Origin of the sequence: Spongiactinospora sp. TRM90649, assembly GCF_029382225.1 — a bacterium.
Taxonomy (GTDB): domain Bacteria; phylum Actinomycetota; class Actinomycetes; order Streptosporangiales; family Streptosporangiaceae; genus Spongiactinospora.
The window spans coordinates 146,589-164,875 of sequence record NZ_JARLTC010000002.1; the positions used below are offsets into that span (position 1 = coordinate 146,589).

Below are 18,287 nucleotides of genomic sequence, written 5' to 3' on the forward strand. Positions count from 1 at the left end.
CGACGGGTCCTCCTTCCCCCATGCGCGTGACACGCGGGCCGGCTTAGGCGCTCAAGGCCACTGGCCGCCCGCGCCCGGCCATGGCCCGCTCCCGTAGCGACACCACGAGCACCCGGAAGCCCGCTTCGCTCATGCGACTTCCCCGGCCTCCGCGCGGCCCAGCGCCTCCCCACGCCGTGTCTCCCGGCGTAGACGCCGCTTCTCATCTCCATCGGAGTGACCGTGTCCCCTGACGCTGCCCAAGAACAGACATCACCACCCGCCTCTGCCATCGACCGGACACTCGGCCTGACCGGTCTGTGCCTGGGCACCGCCCTGATCATCATGGAAGCGAACGTCACCAACGTCGCGATCCCCGCGATACGCACCGACTTTCACGCCGGCCCGGCCGAGGGCCTATGGGCCATCGACGCCTACACGCTCGTGTTCGCCGCCCTGCTGTTGTCCGCCGGCCGACTCGGGGATCGGATCGGTGCCCGACGCGGCTACCTGACCGGACTCGGGGTCTTCACCGCCGCGTCGATAGCCTGCAGCCTCGCTCCCGACCCGGGAATGCTCGTCCTCGGCCGTGCCTGCCAGGGCCTGGGGGCAGCGCTCCTCGCTCCCGCACCACTGACACTGATCAGCCGCATGTTCACAGCGACGGCCGAACGCACCAGAGCCATCTCGATCTGGGTGAGCGTGGGCGGCATCGGCTTCATGATCGGCCCCTTCATCGGCGGGCTACTGCTCGACACCTTCGGCTGGCGGAGCATCTTCCTGCTCAATGTCCCGGTCGCCGCCGCCACCGGCTGGCTGGTCGTGCGATACGTGGCAGAGGTCCCGCTTCAACGCGTGTCCTTCGACATCCGCGGGCAGGCCATCGCGATCACCGGCCTCACCGCCACGGTGTGGGCGCTGGTCGAGTCGAGTGTCGCAGGCTGGCTCGACCCCGCGGTGCTCACGGCTCTCGTGGGCGGCATCGCGGCCCTCCTCGTCTTCATCGCGGCCCAGTTCTCCTGGGCACGAGGCGGACGAGAGGTCCTCCTGCCGCCCGCCCTCATCGCCGAGCGTCCGGTGCTCGCCGGTCTGCTCGCCGGTGCGACGTACAACTTCTCGCTCTACGGGATGCTGATCGTCTACACGTTCAACTTCCAGCAGGTACGCGGCTACTCGGGCTTGCAGGCCGGGCTGGCCTTCCTGCCCTTGACCGTGGCCGCCACCCTCGCCTCGGCTTTCCTCGGCGCTCGTTTCATCACCGCGTTCGGACCCCGAACCAGTCTGGCCACAGGCATGACCCTCTCGGCGATCGGACTCGGATTCCTCACCGTCGCCTCCGCCCCGTATCCGCTCATCGCAGCCGGCCTGTGCGTCTTCTCCACCGGCATGGGACTGTCCGCACCCTCCCAAACACTGGTTGTCATGACATTCGCCCCTGACCGGTTCCAGAACATGGGCTCCAGCGCCCTGAACACAGCCCGGCAGACAGGCGGCGCGATCGGGGTCGCCCTACTCGGTGCGATCGTTACCGCCGATCCCGCCAGGGGCACTCTCGCGGCCATCACCATCGCCATCGTCACATGCCTGATCACAGCCACGGCCGCCCTACGGCTCATCCCCGGCCGAGCCCCGACCGCCGGTACGTAGCAGAGCTTGGACGAGGTTGTCACTCCAGGAGCGACACCCCCCGCCCAGTCGGCCTCTGCCGGTCGGGCTGCCCCACCAGGGGAAGGAAGAGCCTCCCCAGGGGGCCCTTGTCAGCCGGTGCGGTAACGGCGGGAAGCGACCACGCCTGGCGAACGCCGGGCACAGGGCCGGTACCGGCTACGGCGGGGAACGCCCGTGTCGGTGAACGCCGGCCTTGTCCAGCCCCGGCAGGCTCTGAAGGAAATGCCATCGACAGGGCGTTGGAGGGCCCCTATGGTGCAGACCATGACAGACAGCCCCAGCATGGATAAGTGCGAGTGCGGTGCGGCTGTCGGTCCGCTGGGCGGGTGCGTGGACTACTATCACGCGATCCTGGCCGAGGAACAGGCCGATCCACAGATGTACAAGTGGCACACGGTCGTGGTCTGCGCATATCTCCTGCAGCATCCTTCCAAGGCCCATGAGAAGTACCTCGACGTTCAGTTCCGCCTGCTCCAGTTCTACCTGGACAAGGGCATTGACGCGCTGCTCCGCCTGGCGGCTCACCAGGTGGCGCGAAACAAGCACAGGGCACGGTCGGGCTACGATATGGCGCCCCTCGCGGAGTATGCGCCGCTCCCACAGAGCGGATCGCCCGGACCCTTCCGTGCCGCCTTCTGCGGGTTGCCGTTCAAGGACGGCAGCTTCGTGTCCGATGGGCATCCGGCATACGGATGCCGCATCGAAATCATCACCGAAGCGACTGTGGAATCCTGGAAAACCCTCCAGAGCTGATGCTCGACCCCGCATTCTCAGCAGGGTATGCGGGCCGCTGCCAGGCACCGGGTAAACACGATCAGAATCTCTCCGAGATGTGCGAAGTCTCCCGCCGCCCAGAACGGAGTGCCAGCACCATCAGGGCCACTGCGGCGAGTTGATAGAGGTCTCCGCCGACCGCGGAGAAGACGGGCCATTGTGGGCCCCTGGCCATGGCCTCCGCCGACCCCTCCACCAGGAAGAGCACGAGATGCAGGCTGTACATCGGGACCAGTGCGGCTGCGAGGAGTCCGGCGACGATTCGACCGGTCCGTGGTCGGCCCAGTTGAGCGCCGAGCAAGCACATCCCGAGCCCGAGCAGCACGTACGGCACAACGCCGAAGATCCCGGTGAACTGCACGTGGCGGATCAGTACGAGAACTTTCAGGAGACGACCACCGGAGAAGAGCTGAACCATCCCGTAGAGCTGCCCGTCGTACTCCCCCGGCGGAGCCTGTGGAGTCAGCGGTTCCTGCGTCTCCAGGAAGATCAGGTAAGCGGCCGGAACCGCCGCCCACAGCAGGGCGGCGGACCACAGCATCCGTGATCGTCGTGTCATGCCGGGCGACTCCAACAACCCCTATCGGAATGATCAGCGGACGAGGCTCCGCCGACGGATGATCGATGCGGCCGGCGTCATGAAGGCCACGCGCCGACCCCGAGGGGAACGCCGTTGCCGTCCGCGATCACATGGCGCTTGGAGCCCATCTTGCCGCGGCCGACCGGGCTCGGATGGGCGTGGCAGTGCGCGGGAGGCGGCGCCACGGTGTGGCGGCCAGGAGGATCAAGAACCTGTGCGCCAGGAGTGGAGGTAGGACTCTTGGTCAGGGGTCAGAGCGTCGACCTCGATGCCGGCCGCCGCGAGTTTGAGGCGGGCGACCTCGGTGTCGACCTCCGGAGGGACGTCGTAGACGCCCGGAGTGAGGCGGACGCGTTCGCGGGCCAGCCAGGTCACCGCGAGGGCCTGGGCCGCGAAGGACATGTCCATGACGGCCGCCGGGTGGCCCTCGCCCGCCGTGAGGTTGACCAGGCGGCCCTCGGCGAGCAGCAGCAGGCGGCGGCCGTCGGCGAGGACGTATTCGTCGGTGTTGGGGCGGACGTTGGGGTGGATGGCGTCGGCGAGGTCCTCCAGGGCGCGGACGTCGATCTCGATGTCGAAGTGGCCCGCGTTGGCGAGGATGGCGCCGTCCTTCATGACGGCGAGATGTTCGGCGCGGATGACGTCGCGGTTGCCGGTGACGGTGACGAACACGTCGCCGTGCTCGGCGGCGACGGCCATGGGCCGGACGTCGTAGCCGTGCAGGATGGCGTCGAGGCCCTTGACCGGGTCGATCTCGGTGACGACGACCCGCGCGCCCAGGCCCCTGGCGCGTTCGGCGACGCCCCGGCCGCAGTAGCCGAATCCGGCCACGACGACGGTCTTGCCCGCGAGCAGGGTGTTGGTGGCGCGCATGATGCCGTCGAAGGTGGACTGGCCGGTGCCGTAGCGGTTGTCGAACATCCGCTTGGTACGGGTGTCGTTGACCGCCACGACGGGGAAACGCAGCGCGTCCTCGGCGGCCATCTGGCGGAGCCGGATGATCCCGGTGGTGGTCTCCTCGCAGCCGCCGGTGACGCCGGGGAGGAGCTCGACGCGTTCGGTGTGCAGGGTGTTGACCAGGTCGCAGCCGTCGTCGAGGACGATCTCCGGGGCGATGTCGAGGGCCTGGTGGATGTGCCGGTAGTAGGTCTCGCGATCGACCCCGGCCCGCGCGTGGACGGCGACGCCGTAGTCGGCGAGCGCCGCCGCCACGTCGTCCTGCGTGGAGAGCGGGTTCGACGCGGCGAGGGCGATCTCGGCGCCGCCGGCCCGCAGTGCTCCCATGAGCACCGCGGTCTCGGCCGTCACGTGCAGGCAGGCGGCGATGCGCATGCCGTCGAGCGGCCGCTCGGCGGCGAACCGCTCGCCGACCGCCCGGAGGACCGGCATGGCGCGGGCGGCCCAGTCGATCCGCCGCTCGCCGGCCTCTCTGGCATCCCCGATGTCCAACATCTCCCCGATCGCCGCCCTGCCTTCGCCGTGCCTGTCAGTAGCGGTAGTGCTCGGGCTTGTACGGGCCCTCGACGTCGACGCCGATGTACTCGGCCTGCGCCTTGGTGAGCTCGGTGAGCTTGACGCCCAGGGCGTCGAGGTGCAGCCGGGCGACCTTCTCGTCGAGGTGCTTGGGCAGCGTGTAGACGCCGAGCGGGTAGGTGTCGGTCTTGGTGAACAGCTCGATCTGCGCGATCACCTGGTTGGTGAAGGAGTTCGACATGACGAACGAGGGGTGACCGGTGGCGCAGCCCAGGTTCATCAGGCGGCCCTCGGCGAGGACGATGATCGAGTGGCCGTCCTCGAAGATCCACTCGTCGACCTGCGGCTTGATGTTGTTCCGCTTGATGCCGGGCAGCTTCGCCAGGCCGGCCATGTCGATCTCGTTGTCGAAGTGGCCGATGTTGGAGACGATCGCCTGGTGCTTCATCGCGGCCATGTGGTCGGCGCGGATGATGTCGTAGTTGCCGGTCGTCGTGACGAAGATGTCGGCGATGCCGACGACGTCCTCCAGGGTGGTGACCTGGAAGCCGTCCATGGCGGCCTGGAGGGCGCAGATCGGGTCGATCTCGGTGACGATGACCCGGGCGCCCTGGCCGCGCAGCGCGTCGGCGCAGCCCTTGCCGACGTCGCCGTAGCCGCAGACGACGGCGACCTTGCCGCCGATGAGCACGTCGGTGGCGCGGTTGAGGCCGTCGATGACGGAGTGGCGGCAGCCGTACTTGTTGTCGAACTTCGACTTGGTGACCGAGTCGTTGACGTTGATCGCGGGGAAGCGCAGCGTGCCGTTCTTGTGCATCTCGTAGAGGCGGTGCACGCCGGTGGTGGTCTCCTCGGTGACGCCCTTGACGCCTTCGGCCACGGCGGTCCACTGGCCGGGCTTCTCCGCGATGCTCCGGCGGAGGGTGTCGAGGATGATCTTCCACTCTTCGGGGTCGTCCTCGGCGGCGGCCGGGACGGCGCCCGCCTTCTCGTACTCGGCGCCCTTGTGCACGAGCAGCGTGGCGTCGCCGCCGTCGTCCAGGATCATGTTGGGGCCGCCACCGTCAGGCCAGGCCAGCGCCTGCTCGGTGCACCACCAGTACTCCTCCAGGGTCTCGCCCTTCCAGGCGAACACCGGCACGCCCTTGGGGTCGTCGACGGTGCCATTGGGGCCGACGACCGTGGCGGCGGCGGCGTGGTCCTGGGTGGAGAAGATGTTGCAGCTCACCCAGCGCACGTCGGCACCGAGCTCGACAAGGGTCTCGATGAGCACGGCGGTCTGGATCGTCATGTGCAGCGATCCCATGATGCGCGCGCCGTTCAACGGTTTGGCGCCCGAGTACTCGCGGCGAACCGCCATGAGGCCGGGCATCTCATGCTCGGCGAGGTGGATCTCCTTGCGTCCGAAGTCCGCAAGCGACAGGTCGGCCACCTTGAAGTCCATGTGATTCCCCTCTGGCTAATGTCGTCGTCTGCGAGTTTATGGGCCACCTACGGCACAGCGCACACCAGAAGGCCGAAAGCTGACATAAGATTGTCAGAATGCGGATCACGGAAGCGGCGAAGCGCCTCGGCATGTCTCCTCGGATGCTGCGCTATCGGGAGGCGCTCGGCCTGTTGCCGCAGGTCAGGGGGCGCGGTTCGCACCGCAGGTTCGAGGAGGACGACCTGGCCGCGGTGGCGCACGGGATGGAGCTGGAGCGCCGGTTCGACGTCTCCCCCGCCGAGCTGGCCTTCGCGATGCGGGTGCTCAGCGAGCCGGGCGTGGCGCACGCCGTCCGTGACCTGGGGCTGCGCATCGGGCGCATCCAGGCCCCGCGCCGCGCCCTCGACTTCGAGAAGGAGAAGGCGCTGCGCCTGCTGCGCGGACGGTCGCCCCGAGCATGATCGTCACTCGAAAGAGTGACGACAGGCCCTCGCCCCAGCGCCACAATTCTGGACATGTCCTTCTCGTCCCGGTTAGACGAGGCTGAACGTGCCATGGCCTCCCTCGACCTCCAGAAAATCTTGCGGTCGCCGTTGCTCGACGTGGCCATCGGCGCGGCACTGACCGTGTTCGTGCTCAACGACCGTTCCTACTACGGCATGCCGGAACTGGGCGCCAGTCTGCTCGCCACGGCGCCGCAGATGGTGCGCCGGCGCTTCCGGGTGGGCGTGCTCGTGCTGACCGCACTGGGCGCGGGCATCCTGGTGGCGATCGGGGAGCTGCCGGAAGGCGCGAACATGGCGGTCTACCTGTCCGGCGTCCTCTCGACCTACACGCTGCTCACCCTGCTCCCCCGATATCTGCGCTGGGCCGGGGGCCTCAGCGCCGCGGCGGGAGCCGTCCTCCTCACCAGCGGGTATCCGGGGACGCAGTCACTGGGGCTGCTCGTCGCCGTCACCATCACGGCGGTCACCTTCCTCGCCGACCTGCGGGGCAGCAGGGTGGAGATCGGGCGGGTCAAGGCCGATCATCTGGAGCAGGTCAGGGAGCGGGCGGCCATGGCCGAGCGGGCCAGGATCGCCAGGGAGATGCACGACGTGGTGGCCCACTCGGTGTCGATGATCGCGGTGCGGGCGGAGACCGCGCCGTTCACGCTCGCCGAGGCCGGGGAGACCCTGGGCGAGGCCACCCGCGGCGAGCTCGCGGACATCGCCGCGAACGCCAGGGACGCGCTGGCCGAGATGCGGCGGCTGCTCGGGGTGCTGCGGGCCGACATCCCCGACGGTCCCGAGACCGCTCCGCAGCCGGGCCTGTCCCGGCTGCCCGAGCTGATCGAGAGCCACCCCGGGGAGGTGGACCTGGACGTGATCGGCGAGGAGCGCCCGCTGCCGCAGGCGGTGGACGTCAACGCCTACCGCATCGTGCAGGAGGCGCTCGCCAACGCCCGCGTGCACGCTCCGGGCTCCAGGGTCTCGATCGAACTGGCGTATCGTCCCACTCTGCTGGCCATACGCGTCGCCGACAGCGGCCCCGAGAGTGGCACTGGCGGCGCGGGTGGAGTGGACGATGCGAAGGAGGCCGTGGTCATGGGCGAGGAGTCCACGGCCAAGGCCCCGGAGGAGGGCGAGGGCACCGGCGGCCACGGGCTGATCGGCATGCGCGAGCGGGCCCTCGCCCTCGGCGGCTGGTTCAACGCGGGGCCGGGGCCGCACGGGGGCTTCCTCGTCCAGGCCGGGCTTCCCACGGAATGACCTCGCCATCCGTCACCACCGTGCTGGTCGCCGACGACCAGCCGGTGGTGCTCCGCGGTTTCGCGGCGGTGCTCGCGGCGCAGCCGGACATGGCGGTCGTGGGCACCGCCTCCGACGGCGCCGAGGCCGTGCGGCTGGCCGCCGAGACCGCACCTCACGTGGCCCTGCTGGACATCCGGATGCCCGCGATGAACGGCATCGAGGCCGCCCGCCGGATCATCGAGGCGCACGACACGAAGGTCATCATGATCACGACCTTCGACCTGGACGAGTACGTCTACGCGGCGCTGTCCGCGGGGGCCAGCGGGTTCCTGCTGAAGGACGTGCGCTCGGGGGATCTGGCGGACGCGGTGCGGACGGTGGCCGGCGGCGACGCCCTGCTGTCGCCGAAGATCACCAAACGGCTGATCGCCGGGTACGCCCGGCCGCGTCCGGCCGCCTCGTCCACCGGGCTGACGCCGAGGGAGAACGAGGTGCTACGGATGATCGCCAGGGGACTGTCCAACGCGGAGATCGCCACCGAGCTGGTCGTGACCGAGCACACCGTGAAGACGCACGTGGCGCGCCTGCTGGGCAAGCTCGGCCTGCGCGACCGCACCCAGGCGGTGATCCACGCCTACGAGACGGGCCTGGTCACGCCGAGCCAGGCGTGGTAGGCGTGCTCTCGTCCGAGGAGCCGGAGCCCTGCGCGGCCCGGTTCGCCCGATAGAGGTCGGGCTCCAGGTAGATGACCCGCGCGATCGGCACGGCGGTGCGGACCCGCTGCTCGGCCTCGTCGATGCCCCGGGCGACCTCGCCCGCCGTCTCGTCGTGGTCGATCGCGATCTTCGCGGCCACCAGCAGCTCCTCCGGACCGAGGTGCAGGGTGCGCAGGTGGATGACCCTGGTCACCTCGGGGCCCGCGGTGAGCGCTGCGGTGATCTCGTCCTCGATCTCGCCGCCCGCGCCCTCGCCGATCAGCAGCGACTTCATCTCGACGGCGAGGACCACGGCGATGACCGCGAGCAGCACGCCGATGCAGAGGGTGCCGATGCCGTCCCAGACGCCGTTGCCGGTGATGACGGCCATGCTCACGCCGAACAGGGCGAGGATCAGGCCGACCAGCGCGCCGAGGTCCTCAAGGACGATGACCGGCAGTTCCGGCGACTTGGAGCGCCGGATGAACGAGACCCACGACTGCTTGCCGCGCACCGCGTTGGCCTCGCGGATGGCGGTGCGGAACGAGAACGCCTCGGCGATGATCGCGAAGATCAGCACGCCGAAGGCGACGATCGCGTTGTCTACCGGATGCGGGTCGCTGATCTTGTGCCAGCCCTCGTAGAGGGAGAACAGCGCGCCCACCGTGAACAGCACCACGGCGACCACGAACGCGTAGAAGTAGCGCTCGCGGCCGTAGCCGAAGGGGTGCTTGGGAGTGCGGGCCCGCTGCGCCCGCTTGCCGCCGACCAGCAGGAGGACCTGGTTGCCCGAGTCGGCGACGGAGTGGATCGACTCGGCCAGCATCGACGACGAGGAGGTGATGATGAAGGCCACGAACTTGGCCACCGCGATGGACAGGTTCGCGATCAGTGCCGCGACGATCGCCTTGGTGCCGCCACTCGCGCTCACGTGTGGTCTCCACTCCTAGTCGTCCGGGCGGGTACTCCGGAGAACGCCACTGGGATCCTATTCGGAAAGCCGGGTCTCCAGTTCGCGGACCGCGGGGACTGGGGACGGATCGATACCGTACCCCAAAGCCAGATAAACGCTCCCATAATCCATCAAACCGACCAGCCCGGCGATCCTCTCCAAGGGGTGCAGGCCCTCCGCCTGGATCTCGGTGACCGGCACGCCGCGGTCATGGGCCATCCGGACGCAGATCTCGCGGCGGCGGGCGACCCTCTCGTGCTCGTCGGTGTCGCGGATCATCACCAGCCGCAGTGCGCGGGCCGACTCGTCGGCGAAGATGTCGCGCACGGCCAGCGGGCCGTCCAGCGCAGCCGCCTGGTCGTGGCACACGTCGGGGATCTCGCCGTGCAGGGCGGGATAGCCGGCGTTCTGGTTGAGCTGGGCCGCGAACCGGCTCGCGGCGACCGCCGCCGACGGCGAGGAGCTCCAGATCATCGGTATCGTCTCGGCCAGTTCCAGGGCCAGGTTCTTGCCCGGGTTGATGAACGACTCGCTGCCCGGACGGCAGCGGTGCGCGGTGTCCTCAAGCCGTTCGGCGACCGCCTCGAACAGCCCCTCGTCGGCCTGGGTGAGCCGGATCGCCGAGGCGGCGCAGACCAGCGGCACCGCCAGCGCCCACAGCCCGGCGCGGGCCTGCCCACCGGCCTCGACCCGCGCGAACGGCGCGCCCGCCTGCCGGGCCACCGCGTGCAGCGGGGAGTCTTCCCGGCCGATCGCGAGCAGCCGGCAGCCACGGCGGACCGCCTCCCGGGCGAGCGCCACGGTCTCCTCGGTCCGCCCGTCGAAGGACACCGCGACGACCAGGTCGGCGGCGCCCACCCAGCCGGGCAGCCGGTAGGAGCGGACGGTGAGCACGGGCACGGGCACCCCGGGGCCGCACACGGCCGCCAGCAGGTCGCCCGCCACGGCCGACACGCCCGCGCCCGCCACCACGACGGCGCGGGGCCTGCCCTCGGCGGCCAGGGACTCGCCGATGCCCGCGGCCGTCCACGCCCTGCGCGCGACGCGGACCTGCGCCGCCGAGGAGGCGACGGCGGGCAGCATGCCGCCGGGGTCTGCCTCGACCAGATGAGCCTGATCGTCGAGCCTATCCGGATCCCACTGGCGGTCAGGCGACAACGTCACGGCTTGCGGGCCTCGTCGACGAGCAGCACGGGGATGTCGTCACGAACCGGGTAGACCAGCCCGCACGCGCCGGAGGTGCAGGTCAGCTCGTCGGCGTCGGGCTCGGCCCGCAGCGGCGACCTGCACGCGGGGCAGGCCAGGATCTCCAGCAGCCAGTCGTCGATCTTCACAGCTATCTCCTCACGAGGGCCAGGACCTCTTCCCTGACCTCCGCCATCTGATGCTCGTCAGCCGCCTCGGCGTTCAGCCTGAGCAGCGGCTCGGTGTTGGACGGGCGAAGGTTGAACCACCAGCCGCCGCCGGTCACGGTCAGGCCGTCGAGTTCGTCGAAGGTGACCCCCTCACGGCCCGCGAAGGCGGCCCTGACCCGCTCCACCGTCGCGACCTGGTCGTCGACGGTGCTGTTGATCTCGCCGGACGCGGTGTAGCGGGAGAAGCGGGCGACGACCTGCGACAGCGGCCGGTCCTGCTCTCCGAGGGCCGCCAGCACGTGGAGCGCAGCGAGCATACCGGAGTCGGCGAACCAGAAGTCCTTGAAGTAGTAATGGGCGGAGTGCTCGCCGCCGAAGATCGCCCCGGTGCGGGCCATCTCGGCCTTGATGAAGGAGTGGCCCACGCGGGTGCGGACCGGCACCCCGCCGTGCTCGGCGACGATCTCGGGGACGGCCGCCGAGGTGATCAGGTTGTGGATGATCTTGGAGCCGGGGTGCTTGGCCAGCTCGCGGGCCGCCACCAGCGCGGTCACCGCGGACGGCGAGACCGACTCTCCGGTCTCGTCGATCACCCAGCACCGGTCGGCGTCGCCGTCGTAGGCGAGGCCGATGTCGGCGCCGTGCTCGACCACGGCCTTGCGCAGGTCGATCAGGTTGGCCGGTTCGATCGGGTTGGCCTCGTGGTTGGGGAAGGAGCCGTCGAGCTCGAAGTAGAGCGGGATCAGCTTCACCGGCAGCCCGGAGAACACGGCGGGCACGGTGTGACCGGCCATCCCGTTGCCCGCGTCGACCACCACGGTGAGCGGGCGCATGCCCGTGAGGTCGACCAGCGTGCGCAGGTGGCCCGCGTAGCCGGGCAGCAGGTCCTTGGCGACGACCTTGCCCCGTTCACCGCCGCCGGGGCCGCCCGCGGCGATGATCTCGGCCGCGCGGTCGCGGATCTCGACCAGGCCGGTGGCCTCGCTGATCGGCACCGCCCCCGGGCCGCACAGCTTCATCCCGTTGTAACGGGCCGGATTGTGGCTGGCGGTGAACATCGCGCCGGGGCGCCCGAGGCTGCCACTGGCGTAGTAGAGCAGATCGGTGGAGGCGAGCCCGATGTCGAGCACCTCCGCGCCGCGCGCCGTCGCGCCCCTGGCGAACGCCGCCGCCAGCGGCGGCGAGGAGACGCGCATGTCGCGCCCGACGACGATGGAGTCGGCCCCGGTCACCTCCGCGAAGGCCGCCCCGACCGCTTCGGCGACCTCCTCGTCGAATTCGTCCGGAACGACGCCGCGAACGTCGTAAGCCTTGAAGATCCTGGCGAGGTCGCCCACTCCCAGCTCCGCCCTGGTGATCGATTGCCCAATCTGGCCCCGAGAACGCTTCGAGCCTACTAGCGGTCACGCTGAGGTCGCGCGGAGCGGAGCACCCGGAGATGGCCGCGCCGGCCCACCTCGACCCCTTGGCCGACCGGTTCGCCGGTGCCCGGGGAGGACGGCTTGGCCGCCTCGCGGACCGCGTTGGCGAGAGCTTCGAGATCGTCACTGCTGGGCCGCGCGGCCTCGCTGGGCAGGCGCACGACCTCCCATCCGCGAGGAGCGGTCAGCCGCTCGGCGTGTTCGGCGCACAGGTCATAGCAGTGCGGCTCGGCGTACGTCGCCAGCGGGCCGAGCACGGCGGTCGAGTCGGCGTAAACGTACGTGAGCGTGAAGACGGCAGGCTGACTGCAGGCGGTGCGCGAACAGCGGCGGACGGGGCTCACGGAGGGACCGTATCCCCTAAGAGACCGAGGCGCCACTATCCAGGCGGCTCTTAACGAGCGTGTCGCCACAATTCGGGCAGGTGTCACGGGTTCCACCGTCTTGCCCCTTGTCCCAGGGGTGCCACCGGTCCATCACCGAAGGCGCATCGAGATCGGCACGGCAGGACCTAAACTTTGATCCGTGAGCTCCGCTACAGCAGGGGCGCCGGGTGGCGCGCCACGGCCCCGCGGCCCGCGCAGGCGCGACCGGCACGGCCGCGGCATGCGCGGCCCGCTCGCGCCCCAGCAGGTGCCGATCGCCAGGTCCAGGAGCGAGCGGTTCGACGACTTCGTGCTCGACGCCGTAGACCGGCTCAAGCCCCGGTGGGGCGACCAGCTCGCCTCGGTCGAGTTCTCCGTCGAGGAGGTCCCTCCGGTGAGCGAGCTGGGCGACGGCCCCGGCCGGGTCGGCGGCGAGCCGATCCCGTTCGGGCGGGCCCGCGCCGCCGCCGGTTCCGACCCGGCGGCCGTGGTGGTCTACCGGCGGCCCCTGGAAGCCCGGGCGCGCGACCGCGACACGCTGGGCGCGCTGGTCCACGACGCGGTGGTCGAGCAGGTGGCGAGCCTGCTCGGGCTGTCACCCGAGACCGTCGATCCCGGCTACGACGACCGGCACTGATCCACTGAGGGCCGGTCGCGACCCTCAGGGCAGTACGGTCGCCGCCGAATCGGTCATCGGGGGCACGAGAGTCCAGGCCCGGCCGAGTGCCAGCGGCTGGACGCTGAGCAGCGGGCCGTCCTCGGTGCGCTCCTCCAGCACACGCCCGCCGTAGACGGGGCCCGAGCCGGGCAGCGGGGTGATCACCAGGCCGTAGGAGCCCTCGATCTTGGGGAGTTTCACCTGGCGGGTGCGTGCGGCGGGCACGTCCGCGTCCACGGGCGCGGGCGCCGTCCCCTTGGACGGCACGACCTGCACCCGCACCCGGGCCGCGCGGTCCGGCGCGGTGAGGATGAGCCGGGTGGTGCGCCCCTTGCCCGACCGGTTGTCGGCCACCGAGCTGCCCAGGTCGATCGGCGGCGCCCCGGCGCTGAAGGCGACGTCCGGCTTCTCGCCGGGACCGGTCACCACCACCCCGGCGACCACGGGCACGGGCGCGGTGAGCACGAGCGCGGCGGCCTGCCCGCCGATCCCGGTGGAGACGTCGAGCGTGGCGACCGACCCGGCGGGCACCTCGACGTTCTCGCGTCCCTTGAGCGCGTAGGAGCCGTCCTCGGTGACGGCCTTGACGCCGACCACGACGTCGGTCTCGCCGGGCGCGGCGACGTAGAGCTCGCGCCTGCCGCCACCGCCGGGCAGGCCGGGCACCACGACCTTGGTCGCGGGCGGCGCGGCGGCGGGCAGCCAGTCCACGCCGCGCCCGTCGCCGAGGTCGGCCCGGGCGGCGACGGCCACCCGGCCGGTCCTGGTGCGCACCTCCACGGCCATCACCAGCGGTGAGGGGGCCAGGTCGGCGAGCCGCACCGAGCGGTGCTCACCGGGGGCGAGCGCGAGGCCGTGATCGCCGACCACCGGCCCCTCCCCCGCGTAGATCGCCAGTTCCACGGTGGCGACGGCGCTGTCGGCGTTGGCCAGGTGCAGCCTGACGTCGTGGGCGGCGGCCGGGCCGGGCCCGACCAGCCAGGTACTCGACGAGGGTTCCACGCAGCGCACGCCGGACAGGCCACGCCCGCCGCCCGTGGTCACGGTGGTGGTCTGCGCCGCCTCCAGGCCCGCGGCCGGGGTTCCCGCCCCGGTCACCAGGACCGGCCCTGAGCGGTCCACCTCCTTCTGCCAGAGCGGCCCCGGACGGTCGATCACGCTGGGCTTGCCCTTGCCGCCCTGCTCGGCGACGGTCACGGAACCCGTGCCGCGCGCCGCCGGGGTGAGCACGCTGATCGTGCTCCGCGCCGGATCGGGGCACACGGCGGTCACCGACTGCACGGCGACCCGGGCGCGCGGCGGCGCGGCCTTGGCCTGAGGCGCGGGCCCAGTGATGTGCGTGGTGAGGTGGGCGAGGCCGAAGAGGACGGCGAGGGCGATCAGCACCACCGCGATCGGCCCGAAACGGTTCTCGATCAGGGCCTTCACCGTGCCGCCATCTCCTTGCGCCTGCCGCGCCGGGACCGGCCGCCCGCCGCGGGCGTCTCGCCGTAGTCGGGTGGGGGCTCCTCGGAGCGGCGTCCCGGCGAGGCCAGCACCAGGACCACGGCGACCAGCGCGGCCTGCGTCCACAGCCAGCCGCGCCGCCAGGGGTCCTCGTGGGTGATCCGCGCGGTGGCCGCGCCCTGGCCCAGGCGGAAGCCCTGCGCCCAGCCGTCCACGGTGGCCGGGGACAGCTCCCCCGTGTCTCCTGTGCGCGCCGTGGCGTGCCATCCGCCGCCCGCGGGTTCGGCCAGCACGAGCGTACGGCCGGGGCCGCCCGCCGGTACGGCGGCCGTCAACGCGCCGCCGGGGGCGGTGGCGATCTTGACCGGGGTGCGCGCGCCCGCCTGGTCGGCGATCCAGGCGAGGCCGGTCGGCGCGGCCGTCCGCCACACGCCGGTGGTCTCCGACAGGCTCAGCCGGACGAGCGCGGGCTGGGAGTCCAGCGCCCGGCTGACCTCGGGATCGACGACGCCGCCCGCCGGGGCGCGCAGGGCCACGAAGCGCACGCCGTAGGTGGCGAGGACGGCGGCGTCCGCGCCACCCCTGCCCGACACCAGACCCGCCGCCGCGAGGGCCAGACGGGTCCGTGCGGCGTCGGGCGCGGGCAGGTCGGACTCTCCGGCCAGCGGCACCCTGCCGCGCAGCACCGTGTAGGTGAGCCCGGCCGTGGCGGTGCCGCGCAGCAGCAGGGTGCGCTCGCCGCCCCGCGAGCCCGACGCGGCGAGCGCGGGCAGGACGTCGGGCGCGTCGCCGCGCAGCGGCCCGGTGACGCCCTCGGTCACCCAGTGGGCGGCGGCGATCAGCGGTGTGGACAGCGCCACGGCGGCCGTCAGCAGGGCCGCGAACCGGCGCAGGCCGCCAGCCGCGCGCAGGTCGGCCAGACGGTCCGCGATCAGCGCGGCGGCGACCAGCAGGCCGAGCGCGGCGAACGCCAGCGGCACCCCCGGCCAGGCCGGGGCCTGCTCGCCACCGCCCTGCGAGGTCACCGTGACCCGGCTGACCAGGATCGCCACCAGCAGCCCGAACAGGGCCGTGCCCCACGCCGCCGCGACGGCGATCCGCCTCCGCCGCATCAGCGGCGCTGCCAGGGCGACCGCCAGCAGCCCGGCGACCGTCCACAGCGGCGGCATACCGGGCCCGCCGGGGGCCAGCGTGAACAGGGAAGCGGCCGGCAGCGCGGGGTCCACCAGCGACGGCAGGTGCGGACCCGCCTCCAGCAGGATCCGCCCCGGACGGCTCAGCAACCGACCCCACCAGGGCAACAGCAGCGCCACCGGCACGGCGAGCGCGACGCCCGCCGAGAGCATCACGCCGCGCCTGCCGATCAGGAACGCGACCACGCCCAGCGGCATCGCGATCATCACGTAGACGAGGGGCACGAAGGCGGCCCCGACGGCGAGGAGCAGCCCGAGCCCCCAGGCGGCCCGCCGGGCCCCTCTGCCACGCCCGGCGAGCACCACGGCCACCAGGTGTGCGTAGACGGGCAGCAGTACGAACACCACGGCGGTGCCCAGCCGTCCGGCGGCGACCGTGCCCGTGGCGACCGGCAGCAGCGCGTAGGCGGCGGCGAGCCACACCCGCGCGCCCGCGCGGGGGATCATCCGGCGCGTGGACAGGTAGGCCGACACCCCGGCCAGCGGCACGCAGCCGAGCAGCAGGACCGTGACGGCCGGCCAGGTCTGGCCGAGCGTGAGCGTGGACAGGGCCGCGAGCACGGCCACGTACGGCGGCGTCCACGTGTCGCTCCCGAGCCCGCCCGCGTGGAAGCTCTCGATGTAGAGCCGCCACAGGTCGGCGGCCCCGCCGGCGACCGGCGCGAGCGCGCCGCCGCCCAGCCGTCCGCCCCCGGCCAGCCGCCACTCGGCCGCCACGGTGACCGCGAGCAGCGCCAGGAACAGCAGCACGCCCGGATTGCCGAAGATCCGCTGCATCGGCCCGATGTCGCCGATCAGGAGCTCGTCGCCCTCCTCCGCGCCCCGCCCGGCGGATGCGGCGTGGTGGCGTCCGGCGGACTCCATGGGCCCGGCGCCCGACAGATAGCCCTGGATCATGTCGGTGAAGCGCCGCACGACCGCCCCCGGCGGGGTGAGCAGCTTCTTGATCTGGGCGTAGTTCTTCCCGCGCCCATAGGCGCGGGCGCGGCGGGCCCGCAGCAGGCGGAAGGGACGGCGCAGCACCGATCCCAGGGCGGTGATCTCGTCGAGCGCGCTGCCCGGCTGCTTGGCCAGCACCAGCAGCAGCGTGCGGAAGATCGAGCCGAGCACGTTGCGTGGCAGGATCCACAGCAGGGCGCGGAACGGCACGTTCGCCATCACGACGAACAGGGCGTTTCGGCGGTCCATGCGCCGGGGGTGGTGGTCGCCGACGGTGATCCGCCTGCGGCGGCGGGCGGACGCCTCGGCGTGCCAGGCCACCGCGTGGCTGACGTTGAGCACGCGGTATCCGGCGTTCCTGGCCCGCCAGCACAGGTCGAGGTCGTCGCGGAAGAGCGGCAGGTCGGGATCGAGCCCGCCGAGGTCCTCCCAGACGTCGCGGCGGATGAGCATCCCGGCCGTGGAGACGGCCAAGACCTCGCGCACCTCCTCGTGCTGCCCCTGGTCGTACTCCCTGGCCTCCAGGCCGGTGTCGCGGCGCCCGGTGCGGTCGACAGTGACGCCGACCTCCAGCAGCATCCGGCGGTCGAGCCAGTCGCGCAGCTTGGGGCCGAGCACGACGGCCCCCGGGTCCTGCTCGGCGGCCCACAGCAGCGCCTCAAGGGCGCGGGCGTCGGGCGCGCAGTCGTCGTGCAGGAGCCAGATCCACTCCTGCTCGGGACGGGTCGCCGGCAGCCGCTCCAGGACCTCTTCGACGGCGTCGCCGAAGCCCGTGGAGCGGGGCAGCGACAGGACGTTGCCCTCGCCGAGGTATCTGGTGAGCAGGTCGGCTCCGCCGTCACGGCTGCCGTTGTCGACGCCGACGAGACGGTCCGCCGGTCTGCTCTGGCGCAGCACCGCGGCGAGTGTGTCGTCGAGCCAGCGGGCTCCGTCGTGGGCGACCACGATCGCGGTGACCACTGCTGGCACGGGGGTTCCGATCGCGCTGGACATGTGTCCTGTTTGCCGGGCTAGTACGAAATGCACCGTTGATCGGCGCCCGACAAAGATACGGCACGACCGGCCCGCGCACGTGGCAATGCGAGATCCGGCTCAGGTCACCTGGTCACACCACGTCGAACGACCGTGTGCGAGCAGGCCGAGCCCACCTCAACCGGCCTCGCGCTTGATCCGACGGCGCTCCCGCTCTGACAGGCCACCCCAGATGCCGAACCGCTCGTCGTGTTCGAGCGCGTACTCCAGGCACTCGGCACGGACCTCACACGCGCGGCACACCTTCTTGGCCTCACGGGTGGACCCGCCCTTTTCCGGAAAGAACGCCTCCGGGTCGGTCTGCGCGCACAGGGCGCGCTCCTGCCAGCCAAGATCTTCAGCACTGAGCGCCTGTGCATCGACCAGGTCGGCCATTGCACACCTCCCTGCCGCCCGCCCGCAATGGAGCCCCCCTTATGAACGCCCTCCGTCATACCCACCCGGTGGAGGGCGTAACTACACGCCTGTAATTACACTCACGCGCCCGGTGTGACGTCAAGCGGCATACCGGTATCCGGGGAAAGACCCGCTCTCCCCGGTTCACAGCCGTGATGCTCTTCATCGCGGCGAACGCTACCCCCGTGACAGGTACCGTGCC

Annotated in this window: 17 protein-coding genes; 6 read left to right on the forward strand and 11 right to left on the reverse strand. The window is 71.5% G+C overall.

Annotation, left to right across the window (positions count from 1 at the left end; all coding sequences use genetic code 11):
- Positions 1–222: 222 nt before the first annotated feature.
- Together P3X83_RS00730 and P3X83_RS00735 are read left to right on the forward strand one after the other, a co-directional pair.
- Positions 223–1,626, forward strand: coding sequence for an MFS transporter (locus tag P3X83_RS00730; protein WP_277303254.1), 1,404 nt, complete (start codon positions 223–225; stop codon positions 1,624–1,626).
- Positions 1,627–1,899: 273 nt separating this feature from the next.
- Positions 1,900–2,400, forward strand: coding sequence for a DUF5946 family protein (locus tag P3X83_RS00735; RefSeq protein ID WP_277303255.1), 501 nt, complete (start codon positions 1,900–1,902; stop codon positions 2,398–2,400).
- A gap of 61 nt (positions 2,401–2,461) precedes the next feature.
- On the opposite strand, the gene P3X83_RS00740 is transcribed toward P3X83_RS00735, so the two are convergent.
- The 3 genes from P3X83_RS00740 to ahcY form a co-directional block, all read right to left on the reverse strand.
- The gene (locus P3X83_RS00740) at positions 2,462–2,980 is read right to left on the reverse strand and encodes a hypothetical protein (protein ID WP_277303256.1); all 519 of its coding nucleotides are present in this window, start codon (positions 2,978–2,980) and stop codon (positions 2,462–2,464) included.
- Positions 2,981–3,205: 225 nt separating this feature from the next.
- A complete protein-coding gene (locus P3X83_RS00745) occupies positions 3,206–4,453 on the reverse strand; it encodes an adenosylhomocysteinase (RefSeq protein ID WP_277303257.1) in 1,248 nt (415 codons plus the stop codon).
- A gap of 34 nt (positions 4,454–4,487) precedes the next feature.
- Positions 4,488–5,918 carry an adenosylhomocysteinase gene (gene ahcY / locus P3X83_RS00750; protein WP_277303258.1) on the reverse strand — a complete coding sequence of 477 codons (1,431 nt, stop codon included), beginning with the start codon at positions 5,916–5,918 and terminating at the stop codon, positions 4,488–4,490.
- A 98-nt stretch (positions 5,919–6,016) separates the two neighbouring features.
- On the opposite strand from ahcY, the gene P3X83_RS00755 reads away from it, so the two are divergent.
- The 3 genes from P3X83_RS00755 to P3X83_RS00765 are packed head-to-tail and all read left to right on the forward strand — an operon-like array spanning position 6,017 to position 8,307.
- Positions 6,017–6,361: a MerR family DNA-binding transcriptional regulator gene (locus tag P3X83_RS00755; protein ID WP_277303259.1), complete on the forward strand. Its 345-nt coding sequence runs from the start codon at positions 6,017–6,019 to the stop codon at positions 6,359–6,361.
- A 54-nt stretch (positions 6,362–6,415) separates the two neighbouring features.
- A complete protein-coding gene (locus tag P3X83_RS00760; protein WP_277303260.1) occupies positions 6,416–7,651 on the forward strand; it encodes a histidine kinase in 1,236 nt (411 codons plus the stop codon).
- On the forward strand, positions 7,648–8,307 hold the full coding sequence (locus P3X83_RS00765; RefSeq protein WP_277303261.1) for a response regulator transcription factor: 660 nt from the start codon (positions 7,648–7,650) through the stop codon (positions 8,305–8,307). The genes P3X83_RS00760 and P3X83_RS00765 overlap by 4 nt, the downstream gene beginning before the upstream one ends.
- Here P3X83_RS00765 and P3X83_RS00770 read toward each other — a convergent pair.
- From P3X83_RS00770 to P3X83_RS00790, 5 genes are read right to left on the reverse strand one after another with little or no spacing between them, the layout of a single operon-like run.
- Positions 8,285–9,259 carry a cation diffusion facilitator family transporter gene (locus P3X83_RS00770; protein ID WP_277303262.1) on the reverse strand — a complete coding sequence of 325 codons (975 nt, stop codon included), beginning with the start codon at positions 9,257–9,259 and terminating at the stop codon, positions 8,285–8,287. The two genes, P3X83_RS00765 and P3X83_RS00770, sit on opposite strands and share 23 nt — an antisense overlap.
- A gap of 57 nt (positions 9,260–9,316) precedes the next feature.
- The gene (locus tag P3X83_RS00775) at positions 9,317–10,444 is read right to left on the reverse strand and encodes an SIS domain-containing protein (RefSeq protein WP_277303263.1); all 1,128 of its coding nucleotides are present in this window, start codon (positions 10,442–10,444) and stop codon (positions 9,317–9,319) included.
- Positions 10,441–10,614 carry a Trm112 family protein gene (locus tag P3X83_RS00780; RefSeq protein ID WP_277303264.1) on the reverse strand — a complete coding sequence of 58 codons (174 nt, stop codon included), beginning with the start codon at positions 10,612–10,614 and terminating at the stop codon, positions 10,441–10,443. The genes P3X83_RS00775 and P3X83_RS00780 overlap by 4 nt, the downstream gene beginning before the upstream one ends.
- Positions 10,615–10,616: 2 nt before the next feature.
- Positions 10,617–11,972, reverse strand: coding sequence for a phosphomannomutase/phosphoglucomutase (locus tag P3X83_RS00785; RefSeq protein ID WP_277303265.1), 1,356 nt, complete (start codon positions 11,970–11,972; stop codon positions 10,617–10,619).
- A gap of 59 nt (positions 11,973–12,031) precedes the next feature.
- Entirely contained in the window at positions 12,032–12,400 is a 369-nt protein-coding gene (locus P3X83_RS00790) for a DUF3499 domain-containing protein (RefSeq protein ID WP_277303266.1), read from the reverse strand.
- 181 nt (positions 12,401–12,581) lie between these two features.
- Between P3X83_RS00790 and P3X83_RS00795 the strand changes: the two genes are divergently transcribed.
- Positions 12,582–13,058, forward strand: a complete 477-nt coding sequence (locus tag P3X83_RS00795; protein ID WP_277303267.1) for a metallopeptidase family protein — start codon at positions 12,582–12,584, stop codon at positions 13,056–13,058.
- Positions 13,059–13,082: 24 nt separating this feature from the next.
- Here P3X83_RS00795 and P3X83_RS00800 read toward each other — a convergent pair whose 3' ends face one another.
- The 3 genes from P3X83_RS00800 to P3X83_RS00810 all read right to left on the reverse strand — a co-directional run bounded on the left by P3X83_RS00800 (position 13,083) and on the right by P3X83_RS00810 (position 18,064).
- The gene (locus P3X83_RS00800) at positions 13,083–14,507 is read right to left on the reverse strand and encodes a DUF5719 family protein (RefSeq protein WP_277303268.1); all 1,425 of its coding nucleotides are present in this window, start codon (positions 14,505–14,507) and stop codon (positions 13,083–13,085) included.
- Positions 14,504–17,650 (reverse strand): glycosyltransferase family 2 protein, encoded by a 3,147-nt coding sequence (locus P3X83_RS00805; RefSeq protein WP_277303269.1) that lies wholly within the window; start codon positions 17,648–17,650, stop codon positions 14,504–14,506. Before P3X83_RS00805 ends, P3X83_RS00800 begins: the two co-directional genes overlap by 4 nt.
- Before the next feature lie 156 nt (positions 17,651–17,806).
- Positions 17,807–18,064 carry a WhiB family transcriptional regulator gene (locus P3X83_RS00810; RefSeq protein WP_111170288.1) on the reverse strand — a complete coding sequence of 86 codons (258 nt, stop codon included), beginning with the start codon at positions 18,062–18,064 and terminating at the stop codon, positions 17,807–17,809.
- Positions 18,065–18,287 lie beyond the last annotated feature (223 nt).

Excerpts from the sequence above, each read along its gene's own strand:
- P3X83_RS00735 (WP_277303255.1), top strand. The coding sequence starts at position 1,900 with ATGGTGCAGACCATGACAGACAGCCCCAGCATGGATAAGTGCGAGTGC.
- P3X83_RS00740 (WP_277303256.1), bottom strand. The coding sequence starts at position 2,980 with ATGACACGACGATCACGGATGCTGTGGTCCGCCGCCCTGCTGTGGGCG.
- P3X83_RS00745 (WP_277303257.1), bottom strand. The coding sequence starts at position 4,453 with ATGTTGGACATCGGGGATGCCAGAGAGGCCGGCGAGCGGCGGATCGAC.
- ahcY (WP_277303258.1), bottom strand. The coding sequence starts at position 5,918 with ATGGACTTCAAGGTGGCCGACCTGTCGCTTGCGGACTTCGGACGCAAG.
- P3X83_RS00755 (WP_277303259.1), top strand. The coding sequence starts at position 6,017 with ATGCGGATCACGGAAGCGGCGAAGCGCCTCGGCATGTCTCCTCGGATG.
- P3X83_RS00760 (WP_277303260.1), top strand. The coding sequence starts at position 6,416 with ATGTCCTTCTCGTCCCGGTTAGACGAGGCTGAACGTGCCATGGCCTCC.
- P3X83_RS00765 (WP_277303261.1), top strand. The coding sequence starts at position 7,648 with ATGACCTCGCCATCCGTCACCACCGTGCTGGTCGCCGACGACCAGCCG.
- P3X83_RS00805 (WP_277303269.1), bottom strand. The coding sequence starts at position 17,650 with ATGTCCAGCGCGATCGGAACCCCCGTGCCAGCAGTGGTCACCGCGATC.
- P3X83_RS00810 (WP_111170288.1), bottom strand. The coding sequence starts at position 18,064 with ATGGCCGACCTGGTCGATGCACAGGCGCTCAGTGCTGAAGATCTTGGC.